Origin of the sequence: uncultured Clostridium sp., from assembly GCF_900547735.1 — a bacterium.
Classification (GTDB): Bacteria; Bacillota; Clostridia; order Lachnospirales; family Lachnospiraceae; genus Otoolea.
This window is the reverse complement of sequence record NZ_URHZ01000011.1, coordinates 78002-92441: the sequence shown is the minus strand read 5'-3', so window position 1 is coordinate 92441 and position 14440 is coordinate 78002. Positions and strand designations below refer to the sequence as shown.

16 protein-coding genes are annotated in these 14440 nt (G+C 47.1%); 12 read left to right on the top strand and 4 right to left on the bottom strand.

Annotated elements, in window-relative coordinates; translation table 11 throughout:
• The first annotated feature begins 407 nt into the window (after nucleotides 1–407).
• The 11 genes from QZT18_RS05600 (at nucleotide 408) to QZT18_RS05550 (ending at nucleotide 9877) form a co-directional block, all read left to right on the top strand.
• Nucleotides 408–968 carry an Rpn family recombination-promoting nuclease/putative transposase gene (locus tag QZT18_RS05600; protein ID WP_294145395.1) on the top strand — a complete coding sequence of 187 codons (561 nt, stop codon included), beginning with the start codon at nucleotides 408–410 and terminating at the stop codon, nucleotides 966–968.
• Nucleotides 969–1068: 100 nt separating this feature from the next.
• The gene (locus QZT18_RS05595; RefSeq protein WP_294145393.1) at nucleotides 1069–1251 is read left to right on the top strand and encodes a hypothetical protein; all 183 of its coding nucleotides are present in this window, start codon (nucleotides 1069–1071) and stop codon (nucleotides 1249–1251) included.
• 372 nt (nucleotides 1252–1623) lie between these two features.
• Nucleotides 1624–2298, top strand: coding sequence for an orotate phosphoribosyltransferase (pyrE, locus tag QZT18_RS05590; protein WP_294145389.1), 675 nt, complete (start codon nucleotides 1624–1626; stop codon nucleotides 2296–2298).
• 55 nt (nucleotides 2299–2353) lie between these two features.
• Nucleotides 2354–2503, top strand: a complete 150-nt coding sequence (locus tag QZT18_RS05585; RefSeq protein ID WP_294145386.1) for a hypothetical protein — start codon at nucleotides 2354–2356, stop codon at nucleotides 2501–2503.
• A 378-nt stretch (nucleotides 2504–2881) separates the two neighbouring features.
• Nucleotides 2882–3349: a VanZ family protein gene (locus QZT18_RS05580; RefSeq protein WP_294145384.1), complete on the top strand. Its 468-nt coding sequence runs from the start codon at nucleotides 2882–2884 to the stop codon at nucleotides 3347–3349.
• Nucleotides 3330–3656, top strand: coding sequence for a hypothetical protein (locus QZT18_RS05575; protein WP_294145382.1), 327 nt, complete (start codon nucleotides 3330–3332; stop codon nucleotides 3654–3656). The genes QZT18_RS05580 and QZT18_RS05575 overlap by 20 nt, the downstream gene beginning before the upstream one ends.
• A gap of 5 nt (nucleotides 3657–3661) precedes the next feature.
• The gene (locus tag QZT18_RS05570; RefSeq protein WP_294145380.1) at nucleotides 3662–5731 is read left to right on the top strand and encodes an aminopeptidase; all 2070 of its coding nucleotides are present in this window, start codon (nucleotides 3662–3664) and stop codon (nucleotides 5729–5731) included.
• Nucleotides 5732–5784: 53 nt separating this feature from the next.
• Complete coding sequence (locus QZT18_RS05565) at nucleotides 5785–7074, top strand: D-alanyl-D-alanine carboxypeptidase family protein (RefSeq protein WP_294145378.1); 1290 nt, start codon at nucleotides 5785–5787, stop codon at nucleotides 7072–7074.
• Between the two features lie 235 nt (nucleotides 7075–7309).
• A complete protein-coding gene (locus tag QZT18_RS05560; RefSeq protein WP_294145375.1) occupies nucleotides 7310–7897 on the top strand; it encodes a hydrolase in 588 nt (195 codons plus the stop codon).
• Nucleotides 7894–8817: a CorA family divalent cation transporter gene (locus QZT18_RS05555; RefSeq protein WP_294145373.1), complete on the top strand. Its 924-nt coding sequence runs from the start codon at nucleotides 7894–7896 to the stop codon at nucleotides 8815–8817. Before QZT18_RS05560 ends, QZT18_RS05555 begins: the two co-directional genes overlap by 4 nt.
• Nucleotides 8818–8857: 40 nt before the next feature.
• Entirely contained in the window at nucleotides 8858–9877 is a 1020-nt protein-coding gene (locus QZT18_RS05550) for a glycosyltransferase family 2 protein (protein ID WP_294145371.1), read from the top strand.
• A gap of 146 nt (nucleotides 9878–10023) precedes the next feature.
• Here QZT18_RS05550 and QZT18_RS05545 read toward each other — a convergent pair whose 3' ends face one another.
• The 4 genes from QZT18_RS05545 to QZT18_RS05530 all read right to left on the bottom strand — a co-directional run bounded on the left by QZT18_RS05545 (nucleotide 10024) and on the right by QZT18_RS05530 (nucleotide 12756).
• Nucleotides 10024–10671 carry a phosphatase PAP2 family protein gene (locus QZT18_RS05545; protein ID WP_294145369.1) on the bottom strand — a complete coding sequence of 216 codons (648 nt, stop codon included), beginning with the start codon at nucleotides 10669–10671 and terminating at the stop codon, nucleotides 10024–10026.
• Between the two features lie 489 nt (nucleotides 10672–11160).
• Nucleotides 11161–11535 (bottom strand): DUF2085 domain-containing protein, encoded by a 375-nt coding sequence (locus QZT18_RS05540; RefSeq protein WP_294145368.1) that lies wholly within the window; start codon nucleotides 11533–11535, stop codon nucleotides 11161–11163.
• On the bottom strand, nucleotides 11532–11741 hold the full coding sequence (locus QZT18_RS05535; protein ID WP_125143513.1) for a hypothetical protein: 210 nt from the start codon (nucleotides 11739–11741) through the stop codon (nucleotides 11532–11534). Before QZT18_RS05535 ends, QZT18_RS05540 begins: the two co-directional genes overlap by 4 nt.
• A 46-nt stretch (nucleotides 11742–11787) precedes the next feature.
• On the bottom strand, nucleotides 11788–12756 hold the full coding sequence (locus QZT18_RS05530; RefSeq protein ID WP_294145364.1) for a LysR family transcriptional regulator: 969 nt from the start codon (nucleotides 12754–12756) through the stop codon (nucleotides 11788–11790).
• Nucleotides 12757–13036: 280 nt separating this feature from the next.
• Between QZT18_RS05530 and QZT18_RS05525 the strand changes: the two genes are divergently transcribed.
• Nucleotides 13037–14428, top strand: coding sequence for a YfcC family protein (locus tag QZT18_RS05525; RefSeq protein WP_294145362.1), 1392 nt, complete (start codon nucleotides 13037–13039; stop codon nucleotides 14426–14428).
• Nucleotides 14429–14440 lie beyond the last annotated feature (12 nt).

Below are 14440 nucleotides of genomic sequence, written 5' to 3'. Positions count from 1 at the left end.
CCTCCCTCTCACCATCCCGAACCCCGACCGTCCCGGCGGCGTTCTCATTCCTCAACTAAATCCCCATCTAAGGACGAAAAAATCTTGATATTCATCGTGCAAAAGGTTATAATGAAACATACAAGTCGATGTCGGTATCACGGCATCAGGTTTTAAATTCTGCAATACATTGCAAACGGCAAATTCTGCCATATTTCAACAGACAAAAACATATGGCAGGACAAAGAAACTCCTGTCATAACTGTTCATGAGATAAGCATTCCGCCAGGTGTTTTCATTCGCTTTTATATGAGAATCCCGGGGCTTTTCAGTTCAAATCAGCATTTATGCGGTTCCCGTACATCACTGGGCAGTGGCTGTAAAGACGTGGAATTGTTATCTCCTGTCATGAAAGAGAGGAGTTACAAATGAATAAAGAGAGGCCGGAGAGCAGCCTGGACAGCCGGACGCAGTCCTATGAGGAACGCCGGAGAAAAGTCGGTCGGTTTAACATGACGAGTGATGTGTTTTTCTGCAAGGTACTGGAGGATAGAGAAGCATGTGAAGAGGCAATCCGTATTCTACTTTGCGATCCGGGATTTACGGTGAAGGAGGTAAAGGCACAGTATTCAATCCGGAATATTGAAAACCGTTCCGTAGTTTTAGATATTCTGGCCGAGGATATGGAAGGGCGCCTGATTAATATTGAAATGCAGGTGTCGGATGACGGCGATCACCAGAAAAGAGTAAGATATTACCAGGCAAGCATTGATATGAGCTATCTGGAAAAGGGGGTGCCCTATCATGCCCTGCCGGATATCTACATGATTTTTATTACGGAGAAGGATTTTCTTGCACATAACAGGGGACTTTACCGTGTGAGCAGAGTTTTAGAGAGCAGCGGAAGTACCTTATACAACGGCGTTCATGAGATTTATGCAAATCTGGAGTGCCACTGCGGTGATGAAAAGATTGATGAGCTTCTATAACTATATGAAGAATTCGGACAGCGGCTATAAAACAGATACCTTTCCTAATATAGTGAGAAAAGTCAGATATCTAAAGGAGAAAAAGGAGGGATTGGAAAGTATGTGCAGCATACTGGATGAAGAGAGAAGAGAAGGAATAAGAGAAGGGATTGAGCAGGGAATCAAAGCTCTTATCCTGGACAACCGGGAGGAAGGGAAGAGCCGGGAACAGATTATAGAGAAGCTGTCCAAACGCTTTTTGTTAAGCAGGGAAGAGGCGGAAAAATATTATGACAGCCTGTAAGGTCTCTTAACCTGGGATTTTGTGAATAGATGGCATGAAAATACCTCACAGAATTCTGACTGTAAACCATAACACACTTCGTGATGCACAGAAATGGCAAAAGCTCCATTTCGGACTGCTTATCCCGGGACTTTCACACGGATTGTTCGTGAAAACACCTCATGGAATATTACCGGTGAACAGTAAGCCGGAGAATCCCGGTACTCCAAATTTTATATATGCGCAGATTGAAAAACCGGCTTAGCTGTGGTAAAATAGGGAAAATAATGTCTTGGTGCCGATAAACGGTATATAATTGAAAAATGGGCATCCGGACAAGATTTAAGAATAAAAGTGCGGAGAAATCTGCAATATATAGAAGGAGAAGATAAGATGGAACAGTACAAGCAGGAATTTATCGAATTCATGGTGGAGAGCGAGGTGCTCAAGTTTGGAGAGTTCACATTAAAAAGCGGCAGGAAGTCCCCGTTTTTCATGAATGCGGGAGCCTATGTGACGGGAACGCAGCTTCGCAGACTGGGCGAATATTATGCAAAGGCTATCCATGACAACTATGGACTCGATTTTGATGTACTTTTCGGACCGGCCTATAAGGGAATTCCTCTCAGCGTGGCTACGACCATGGCCATCAGTGAGCTTTACGGAAAAGATATCCGTTACTGTTCCAACAGAAAAGAAGCAAAGGATCACGGAGACACCGGAATTCTTCTGGGAAGTAAACTGAAGGACGGAGACCGCGTCGTTATCATCGAAGACGTAACCACATCCGGAAAATCAATTGAGGAGACATTCCCGATTATCAAGGCGCAGGCCGATGTGGAAGTAAAGGGACTGATGGTTTCCTTAAACCGTATGGAGAGAGGTAAAGGGGACAAGAGCGCCCTTGAGGAAGTGAAAGAACTTTACGGCTTCCCTACCGCCGCCATCGTCTCCATGGCGGATGTGGTTGAGCACTTATATAACAGGGAGTGTCAGGGCAGGATAGTGATTGACGATGCGCTGAAAGCAGCAATTGACGCATATTACGAGCAGTACGGAGCGAAATAAAGGCACGGAACGAATAAAGTCGGAATCAGAAAACAACATGTAAGGAGTGGCCGATATGGAGAAAGTATATAAGACGATGCGCAATACGGGCATTATCAATATTGTAATTGGCAGTGTGATTATCACGGCCGGAGTAGCGACCGGAGTGATGGCTATCATCAGCGGTGCCGTGCTGTTGAAACGCAAATCAGAGATAACATTCTAAATGTGAAACCGGAGAGTCCGTATAGGATGCGCACTCGCGCGAAGAAGTAATATGCCGCTATTCGGCTGCGCCCGGTTCGCGAGTCCGGCTTGCGGACTCTTTAATGTGACTTACACCGTATCGAATGAGAAACGGCAGCCCCCATTTTAAGGCTGTCTGGAATACTACGAGTGCTGCAGAGGTCTGGCTTCTGCTGGAGAGACGGATTAACCTGTCGAAGAACAGCAGAGCCCTTTGCAGTATTCTTTTTTGCCTGCCGGGGACACACCCGGATAATATGAAATGGAAAGCTCAGGCGCTGTCCGTCAGGGCAGTTGTTTATTGATGGCAGCAGCAGGTTACAGAACCAGAATGCTATGGCCGATAGATGGGGAATATATGATTAAAAATACAAAAATGCACCAGAAGATATGCTGGATACTGTTTATCTGCTATCTGGTGGTGCTGACATATTTTATGTTTTTTTCGGATGGGTTTGGCCGTTCGGGGCATGAAGAATATGCCTATAATCTCGTTTTATTTAAGGAAATCAAACGATTTTACAGATACAGAGAACTTCTTGGAATGCGGGCCTTCCTACTGAACACGGTGGGCAATGTCATCTGTTTCATGCCTTTTGGCTTTATCCTGCCGATTATCAGCCGCAGGGGAAAGAAATGGTACAATACGTTTCTGCTGAGTTTTCTTATGAGCTTTGGCATTGAGACGATTCAGCTTGTGTTTAAGGTGGGAAGTTTTGATGTGGATGATATGTTTCTAAATACATTAGGAGGAATTGCAGGCTATATCTGTGTCTGTATTGTAAGAGGAATCAGGAGGATGGCAAGTGGCGCGTCAGACAGATAACAGAATTTCATATATCAAGAAGCCGATGGCGGAGAACAGTTTTATATGTTTAATATCTGCGGCTGTAGGGGTGGCGCTCTGTGTGGCAGGGATGGTTGTCAGTGTCAGAAGCCAGGGGGATACGCCGCTGGGAGCTGTGGCCGCCTGTTTTTCAGGCGTTTTGTTTTCCGTTGTGTCGCTGCGCTATGGATACCGTTCCTTTAAGGAACCGGAGAAGAATTATATCCTGGCAAAGATAGGGACGGTGGCTGCGGCGGCTATGGTAATTCTGTGTTTTGTAATATTACTGATAGGATTTAAGAGGTGATCAAGATGAAGTATTGGGAAATGTTCAGAGAAGAGAATGAGGCGGTGGAAGAACGCCATGAACTGGCCCTGGAGAGAATCGGGCAGTTTGCAGGTGAGGAGACGGTGGAGGAACCGTACAGGGATTATTTTAGAAGAACAGCGGAATTTATTCTGATGATTGAGGATGTTTTCGTCATGCAGAACAGAGGAGAACTTGAAAAACTGAGCCTGAAGGAAATGGCGGCGCTGAACCACAGGCTTTATGAGGATGTATTGCCGGGACAGTACGGTGAGAGCTATGCGAACCCTGCTTATGCAGTGGAACGCCTGGGTCAGGACTTAGGGCAGTATCTGTCGTTTTTGTACACGGAGATTCGGGGAATGATCGTATACGCCTTTGAAAGCAGGCTGGTGGATATGACAATCCTGGAAGAAGTTTTTATCGAGGCATACAACCTGTTTGAAGGTGAGACACCGGAGCTTAAGGAACTGAAAGAGATTCTCTACTATTTTGTCAGTGATTACTGCGATATAATGCTGACCTACAGGGTGCGTGAAACACTGGATCCTTCCCTGGATTTTGCAAAATCCATTATCATGGACAGTGACCTCTCCGACCTCAGATATCTTTACCTGTTTGGGGAATATATCTCGGAATCCGAGATTAAGGTGGCTTCATTTTTAAATTCTCTTCCGGAGGAGACCGTCAGAAAGATGGCAGATACCTATACCGAGGGACTGAGAAAAGGATTTGTGGCAAGCGGCCGCGAATACAAAGGAAAGAAGACGGTGCAGATCCGGTATCACATTGGATTTGAGCGGATGATCCGCATGGCCGTGGAGAACTTCAGAACTATGGGGCTGGAGCCGGTCATCAGCAGGGCAGCCGTGGGAACGATTAACCGCGCCGCCACGAGGACGAACGGTTACTTTGCAACGCCTGCCAACAGACAGTATGATTACGACCACCGCTATGACAGCGCCATTTATCTGGACAAGGCGTTTAAGGAAAGAAAGCTGTCTGTCCTCAAGGTGGCATATGAAGAATATAAGACTTTGGCAAGAGGATATGCGGGACCGGCTGTTGTGGAGACCTTCGGTGAAGAAGGCTTTACACCTGAAAATAAAAAAGAAGCGTTTGCTCTGAATGAGAAACAGGAAAAGCTGCTTCTCGCCTATTCCAATGAATCAATGCAGATTACAGACACCTATGTGCCTGGAATGGAGACCAGCTTTACCATTATCGCATTCCCACTGCCGGAAATCGGCAGGGATTTTGAGGCGATTTTTGAGGAAACCATCAGGATTAATACACTTGACTACGAGCTTTACCGGGATATCCAGCAGTTGATTATAGATGCCCTTGATCAGGCGGAATATGTCCGTGTTTACGGCATGGGAGAGAACAGGACCGACTTAAGGATCAATCTCCGTAAGCTTTCCAATCCGGATAAAGAGACAAAATTTGAGAATTGTGTGGCCGACGTGAATATTCCGGTGGGAGAGGTCTTCACATCCCCTGTACTGTCAGGGACGGAAGGTACACTTTTTGTAGGCTGTGTCTACATTGGCGATTACCAGTTTAAAGACCTCTATATGGAATTTAAAGATGGAAAGGTTACCAATTACGGCTGTGCCAACTTTGCGGATGAGAAAGAAGGAAAAGCGCTGGTGAAACAGGCTATCATGAAGAATCACGACAGCCTGCCGATGGGTGAATTTGCCATCGGAACCAATACGACTGCTTATGCTGTCGCACAAAAATACCAGATTCTCGATAAATTCCCGATTCTGATCGCTGAGAAGATGGGACCGCATTTTGCAGTAGGAGATACGTGCTACAGTTGGATGGAAGACTGCCCGATGTACAACCCGGACGGGAAAGAAATTGTGGCAAAAGAAAATGAGATTTCCGTACGCAGGAGTGAAGATCCGGCCGAGGCCTATTTCAACTGCCATACGGATATTACAATTCCTTACTCTGAGCTGGACCGTATTGAAGCGGTTCACGCAGACGGAACCGTAACACCTGTTATCGCGGGGGGACGCTTTGTGCTGCCGGGAACGGAAAAGCTTAATGAGCCGCTGGAATAAATGATTTTTTATCCGCATATAGTTTTCCTGAGGAGATTTTCGGGAGAGCGGGGATGAGAGATAGAATAAAGAAAATTGCTGCCGCCGTATTTCTGGGGCTGTTTCTCGTAATTTTAGGGACAGACCGGAAAGCGGCGGTATTTTGCCAGGCAGCCGAGACAGGAGTGGAAACACGGCAGGAAACTGTGCAGGGGACGGAGCAGGAAACCACCGGGGAGGCGGAACCCGGTCCGATATCCCAGCCGAAATTGTGCGCCCAGTCGGCAGTGCTCATGGACGCCGCCACAGGGCGCATTTTATATGGAAAAGAGGAAGCCGAGAAGAGGCCGATGGCCAGCACGACAAAAATCATGACGTGTATTCTGGCTTTGGAACAGGGAAATCTGGATGATATGGTCGAGGTGAGCTCTTACGCTGCCTCCATGCCGGATGTCCAGCTCAATATAAAAGCGGGTGAGAAATACCGCCTGGGGGATTTACTTTATTCCCTGATGCTTGAATCCCATAATGACACGGCGGTAGCGATAGCGGAGCATATAGGCGGCACGGTGGACGGCTTTGCAAAGATAATGAACCAGAAGGCCCGTGATATCGGCTGTACGGACACCTGCTTTGTGACGCCCAACGGCCTGGACGGAACCAGGAAAGAGGACGGAGAGCCTCACTCCACGACCGCCGCCGATCTGGCGAGGATTATGCGCTACTGCGTGGAACAGTCCCCAAAGAGCGCAGAATTCCTGGAAATTACGAGAACCGCGTCGCGGACAATTACCGATGAGAGCGGGAAACGTTCCTTTTATCTTGGAAACCACAATGCATTGCTTTCGATGATGCCGGAAGCGCTGTCGGGAAAGACGGGATTCACCGGAAACGCCGGATATTGCTATGTCGGCGCGCTTAAGAAGGATGGAAGAGAGTTTACGGTGGCCCTGCTCGGCTGCGGCTGGCCTCCCCACAAGACGTATAAATGGGATGATATGAGAAAACTGGCCGGCTATGCCTTTGAGAATTATGATTATTATGAAATATTTGAAAAGAATAAGACCTTTCCCTCGTTAAAGATTATAGACGGCAAGAAAGATGAGGTCCCTTTGTCCATGTGCCTGGGAGAAGCGGAGCAGACCCTGAAAGTCCTGATGAGGAAAGATGAGACGCCGGACATCCGCTATGAATATCCGAAAGAACGGACGGCTCCGGTGGAAGCCGGGACTCCGGTCGGCAGCGCATCTTACTATGTGGGAGGCGAGTTGGTTGCAAGTTATCCGATCTATGCGTCGGACACTGCGGAAAAGATAGACTTAAAGTGGTGCATTGAAAAATGTATCGGCAAGATTACCCTTTAACCGGCCGCAGCGGCCTGTACATAAAACGTTTTTTCACCATTTACAAGGCACCGGTGAATACATTAGTTTGCAGAATTTTACCGTCTCCATAAAAAGGTAAAGGATTTTATTTTAAATTGTAAGAAAAGATGCTTTATTTTGCAAAAGGATTTTGATATAACTATAGGTAAGACAAATTACTCCTGCAGGGTCCGGCAGGAATGCAGGGGAAAAAGATTCAAGAGAGGAAAAAGAAATGAAAACTTCACTTAGCAGGGAACAGGCACTGGAATTATTGAAGAAATATAATAAGGAACCATTTCACATTCTTCACGCTTTGACGGTAGAGGGTGTTATGCGCTGGTACGCAGAAGAACTGGGATACGGCGGGGATGCTGATTTCTGGGGAATTGTCGGCCTCCTTCATGATATTGACTTTGAATTATATCCGGAAGAGCACTGTGAAAAAGCTCCGGAGCTTTTGAGGGAGGGAGGAGCCGAGGAGGAGCTGATTCATGCTGTTGTCAGCCACGGCTACGGTCTCCGCGTCGATACGGCGCCGGAACACGAGATGGAGAAGGTTCTCTTTGCCTCCGATGAATTAACCGGCTTAATCGGCGCGGCGGCCAGAATGCGCCCCTCCAAAAGTTCAAAAGATATGGAGCTTTCCAGCTTAAAGAAGAAGTTTAAAGATAAAAAATTTGCTGCGGGCTGTTCCAGGGACGTGATATCCAGAGGCGCGGACCAGCTTGGATGGGAACTTGACCGTCTGCTGGATCAGACAATTCTGGCGATGCGCTCCTGTGAGGATCAGGTAAATGCAGAGATGGAGCAGATGGCATGATTCGTTACCGCCTGAATGGCCGCCTGGCTGTTTTGAAAGAGGGAGAAGAATACGGCCCGGAAGATATCCGCATCGAAATGATGACATCGGAAGAACTCGGTCTGAGCAAAGAACCGATTCCTTATAAGAAACTGTTTTTGAAACAGATTGAACATATCCAGTATTCTAAGGCGGAGATCTTCGGCGGCTGTATTTTAGGAACTTTTTCAACACCCAATATCAAAAATCTTCCGGGTAAGAAAGAGAATTTCGGATTCCACATGGTAAAGGACAGGCTCATTTTTGTTGAGGACGGCACGGAGCATGTGAAATCAATCCTGGAAAGGCTGAAAGCGGTGGAGTACGGCGAACAGGGCGGCATGTCCGTATTCTTTACCGGGTTTTTAAACAGCCTGATCGAGGGGGACGCCATCTTTCTTCAGGAGTATGAGGAGAAGCTGATTGTCATGGAAGATAAGATGACAAAAAGCCTCCAGAAGAATTTTTATGAGAAGATTATCCGCTGCCGGAAAGACATGCTTCATCTGCAGTCGTTTCTGACTCAGCTTGCCGATATGGCAGATGTCTTCCGGTCGAATACAAACCTGCTCTTCGGGATGGAGGAAAAGGAATCTTTTGCTATTTTTGCCCACCGTGTGGAGCGTCTGGGAGACCATGTCTCAATGCTGCGGGAATATATCCTGCAAATCCGTGAGATGTACCAGTCACAGATTGATATTGCTCTGAACCGTTCGATGAACCTTCTGACGGTGGTAACTACGATATTCCTGCCTTTAACCCTGATCGTGGGCTGGTATGGAATGAATTTTTCCAACATGCCGGAACTGGCGTGGAAATATGGTTATCCGGCAGTGGCAGCGCTCAGCGCCGCTGTCATTATCCTGGAAATCCGTTTTTTCAGGAAGAAAAACCTGCTGTAACCAATTAAACATACAGAAAAAATAATGGAGGTAAAGACCATTGAAACTTTTATCAGTTGCAATCCCCTGCTATAATTCCGCTGCCTATATGAGGCACTGCATCGAGTCGCTCCTTCCGGGCGGAGACGAGGTGGAGATCCTGATTGTAGACGACGGTTCCACGAAGGATGATACTGCGGAGATTGCGGACGAATATGAGAGGCGTTACCCGGGGATCTGCCATGCCATCCATCAGGAGAACGGCGGACACGGTGAAGCGGTTAACGCCGGCCTGAGAAATGCCTCCGGTGTTTTTTTCAAGGTGGTGGACAGCGATGACTGGGTCAATGAGGAGGCTTACCGCGAGGTTTTAAAAACCCTGCGCAAGTTCTGCCATGACAATATCACCCTCGATATGCTGATTACAAACTTTGTATATGAAAAGCAGGGAGTGAAGCGGAAGAAGGTCATGAACTACAGGACCGCTATTCCAAAGGAAGAACTGATAGACTGGAGCGGGGTAAAGATGTTCATGCTGGGACAGTATATCCTGATGCATTCCGTTATCTACCGCACGGAGATGCTGCGTGAGTGCGGCCTGGAGCTTCCGAAGCATACATTCTATGTGGACAACATATTTGTGTACCAGCCGCTGCCGCATGTAAAATCCATGTATTATCTGGATGTCAACTTCTACCGGTATTTTATCGGAAGAGAAGACCAGTCGGTGAATGAATCGGTTATGATCGGCCGCCTGGATCAGCAGATCCGCGTGACAAAGCTGATGCTTGGATATTATGATGTGATGAAGATGACCAACAGGAAACTCCGCAGATACATGATCCGCTATCTGGAGATTATGATGACGGTTTCTTCGATTCTGGCCATCCGTTCCGAAACGGAGGAGAACCTGGCAAAGAAAAAAGAGCTGTGGCAGTATCTGAAACAGAAGAACCTGGGACTTTACATCAGGCTCCGCTGGGGCTTTCTCGGCCAGGGCACAAACCTGCCCGGCAAGAGCGGCAGAAAGGTGTCGATTGCCTGCTATAAGATCACACAGAAGTTCTATGGATTTAATTAATGGAAGTACGTTACCGCCCAGAGTCCGCTGAAGTGCGCGGTTCTGCCGGCGTAACGTGGTCTGCGAATTTTAACAATGTGAATCAATTATAAAACCCCCGGCGGAATCATTCCCGCCGAGGGTTTTTGCTTTACGATTGTTCGATATTAACGTATGAATTCCGGTCTTGTCTCTTCCGCACTGCTGCCTGCATAGGCCAGAGGATAAATCGCTCCGCACAGGAGAACCGCGCCGACCACATCGATGATGGAGTGCTGTTTTAAGAACACGGTGGCCATACAGATGGAAACCATCAGGACGAAGGACAGTACCCGTACCGCTTTGTATTTCTTCAGGCTTTCACTCTTCATAATTGCAATATGTGTTCCGATAGAGTTGTAAACGTGTACGCTCGGAAATACATTGGTACATGTATCGGCCTGGTAGAGCATTGCAACCATCTTGGAGAACACGTTCTTGTTCGGGTCTATCACAGGCCTGAAATCGGTTCCGTTCGGGAAGAGGGTGCAGATTAAAAGGCTGAGAGTCATGCCCGTAAATAAAAAGATACAGAGCCGGTAATAATCTTCTTTGTTAACAAAAAAGAAATAGGCGATGGTAATGGCCACATACGCAAACCACAGGAAGTAAGGGATGATAAAATATTCATTGAACGGGATATAATCATCCACCACGGAATGCATGATGTGGTAATGCTTTGTAATGGTCTTCTCAAGGTATATGAACCATGGCAAATAAATAAAACCATATCCAAGTATCCAAAGGTGCCCATACTTCTTTAGGAAATTCTTCATAAAATCACCTTCCATAGTATTGGAATTTTTTTAGGAATATTAACACTTTTTTAACAAGTCTTTCAACTTTGACTGATTATAGCACACTCTCTGGACGACTTCAAGGGGATTTAGAAAAGGTTAATAAAATTTAAGGAAGCTAATGGTTTCCTTACTTTATTCTTCCAATTTAAAGATATGCCGGTTACAGTGGTTTATGATGTTTATAGAATTTTAATAAATGGAAGGCTGGGAGGACGGGCCGGAGAAGGTTGGCACGGGGAAATTGCGGGAATCGGACATAAAGGGACCGCTCTTAAGCACAATAGAACTATTAGACCAGAATATAATAGCGCAGCAGGCATACCGCATCATAAAACACAGAAAAAATTGATATTCACGGCTGACCGCCTCCTAAGGACCGGTAAAATATCTCTGCGGAAATAGATTTAACTGTTCGTAAGCGGTTAGCCGGATGTGTTTTTCGGGCAGAGACAGTAACGGCATAGCTTATTCCGTGCGTGTTTGGCCAGGAAACCGCATAAACAGTTTCACAGTCCGGAATACAACGGATGTAAAAGCAAACCCGTAAAAGAACCCGGTTATAACCCGTTTTAAATTATTCGACCGGTAAGAGGTAAAATACTGCAGGGTCCCGTCAACGGCCATAGGAAGCATGAAAAGTGAGACAGCATATTTAAAAGTGTAAAACGGCGCTGCTGCGATTGCGGCAATATGGCCCAGGGCAATGCCCGTGCACCTGGCGCACAGGGGAAACTGGTAATTACCCAGGAAAAAACTGCGCTCGGGCATCTGGTGGCAGCCGCAGTATTTTTTACACCACTGCATTGAATTGACCCAAAGCCGATCCTGATTCAAATTCATGCCCGGAACTTCTTTCCGCAGTGTGGGCAGACCCAGAACGTGGTGGAATTAATCTGTTTGCCTTTTCCGCAGGCGCCGCAGAGGATTCCAATCGGCCCGAGCAGCAGAGCGCCGCAGCATCCTTTTCCTGCCGAAAAATCCTTTCCCGATGAAGTTACTTCTGTTGTGATCTGACAATTCTCATTTCCGCATTTCGGACATCTCATTTATGTACCTCCTGAATGTACTGTATATTATGCTGTGTCATGTTATTTAACGGTTCTCCGCAGGGGCGATGGAGCTTGAGTAATCCGCGAATATTTTCTGTGTGATTGTAATGAAATCTTCTGCATATCGGGGAAGCGGGTAGTCGTTTCTGTGGGCCAGGCAGATCAGATTCTCCGGCATCTCATTCAGAATGGGGCAGGTAATCAGGGACTCTTTATCGGGATTACCAAGCCGCTCCGTCTGATAGATCAGAAAGGGGGAGATAATTCCGACCCCGTAGCCGTCTCTCGACATCCGGTAAATCAAATCCTGGTGGTTGCTCTCCATGATAATGTGGGGATGTATCTGGTTGGAGAGAAAAAATGCATCAATATTCCTGCGCAGCCGGTTTCCTGAGGCCAGCATGATAAAAGGCAGATGAGCAATCTGGAGCAGGTCGACGCCCTGCCGCAGCGAGTCTGCCGCCGCCTCCGGATGTTCGGGACAGTGCTTTTGTATCAGCGAATAAGGGATGCAGCAAAACAGGCGGTCCTTGGCCAGTGGGAGCAGGGTGACATTTGGCCTTGCCGCGATATTAAGTCCCACATACAGATCAATATCCCCTTTCTGTAAAAGCTCCGCATAGGTTTGTGAGGCGCCGTCCGCAATTGAAATATCAATATTGGGATGCAGGCGGTGAAATTCCTCCCAGATTTTCGGGAAGAAGACCTGGCAGCGGAGTCTCGACAGGCCGATGGAAAAATGGCCTTTATAATTGGAGGAGAGATCGGCAAAGTCGGCCTCCATTCGGGCATGTGTATTTAGAAACTGACGGGCATAGAATACCATGCTGTCCCCGGCCGGCGTCAGATGGAGCGATGGGCGGCGGCAGAAAAGTTCCACATTGTATTCCTCCTCCAGCCGTTTAATATGTCCGCTCAGGGCCTGCTGTGAGATAAAAAGCCGTTCGGCGGCTTTTGTAAAATTCACTTCTTCCGCCGCGATCAGAAAGTATTCCAGACTCTTTAAATTCATCGACGTCCTCCTGTTTAACACAACAATCTTCTTGTCAAAATAACAATTTTATACTGTTTGTAATTGGTATATTTACTATGATACCATATGCTTATCGGGGAAATCAATCTAAATGCATGGAAATTGAGGGCGATAAAACAACCGCTATCTATCGAATGGGATAGAACGGAAGCTTAAGAAATGAACATCAGGAGAAGTGATATCAGGAGAAGTGATATCAGGAGAAGTGATGCCAGGAGAAGCAAGTACCGGCAGAAACAAATATCAGGAGGGGACTGCGATGAAGCAGAAAAAACAGAAGAAGCTATTTAAGATGCCTAATATTTTTATTATAATACTGGCGCTGTGCGTGACAGCGGTAGTGATGACATGGATAATCCCGGCGGGAGAGTATTCAAGGATTCAGAATGCGGCGGGAAACACGGTCGTGATACCGGAGGAGTTTTCTTTTATTGCGCAGCATCCGGTCAATCTTTTTATGATACCGTCTTATCTGGTCATGGGAATGAACAGCATGGCGGCAACCATTTTTTTCGTAATGATTATCTCGGGTGTGTTCCAGGTTGTAATTGCAACCGAGACGTTTGACGGACTTACGATGACGGTGGCCAGGAAACTTCAGGGCAAGGAGAAGCTGATTATTCCGATCCTGACAATTCTCTTTTCCCTGCTTTGCACGACCCAGGGCATCAATACGCTGATTGGATTTACGCCGATTGCGGTTTTACTGATGAGGGGCGTTGGATTTGACGCCATGACCGGTGTGGCGACGGTTATCCTGGGAGGCGGCATCGGCTTTAGCTGCGGTGCGTTGAATCCTCAGACGACGGGAATTGCCGATGTGATAGCGGAACTTCCTTTGTACTCCGGAGCGGGCTACCGGTTTTTCTGCATGGCGGTGCTGCTGGTTCCAACCTGCATCTACATTATGCGCTATGCGGAGCGGGTAAAACGGGATCGGACGGTCAGCTATACATATGAACTGGAACTGCGGGAGAATGCGGAAGCAATTGATTTGAGCGGCAGGGCATCGCTGAATTTCAGACATGTGCTGATACTTCTTACCGTCATCGGAGGTTATATCGCGGTGATGTACGGTTCTATCCGGCTCGGCTGGGGCGTCAACAATCAGTCGGCGGTATTTATCTGGGTATTATTTATCGTGGCGGCCTGCTCGGGAATGAAGGCCGATACGGTTATTAAAGAGTTTATTAACGGGGCCAAGGGAGTTGTATTCCCTTTGATTCTGATTGGAATGGCTTCGGCAATTTCAAAAATACTGACAGACGGTAAAATTATGGATTCCTGTGTGTATTATATAGCCGGAACACTTCAATTTCTGCCGGCGTCTCTGCAGAGCCTCGGCATGTATCTGGCCCAGATTCTGGTAAACTTTGTAATCGTATCGGGCAGCGGTCAGGTTGTGGTGACGATGCCAATTATGACCCCGGTTGCCGATATTATCGACCTGTCCAGGCAGACGGCTATTCTGGCATTCAATTTTGGAGACGGATTTCTTACTCACATCCTTCCATGGTCGGGAGCGGTAATGAGCGTTATCGGCGTGGTCAATGTGGACTTTACCCAGTGGTTTAAATTCGCCTTTAAGATTGTCATGCTGTGGGCGGTCATTGGGGCAGCTCTGGTGATATTTTCTCAGTTCATCTGGTAGCGTGTGAAATTT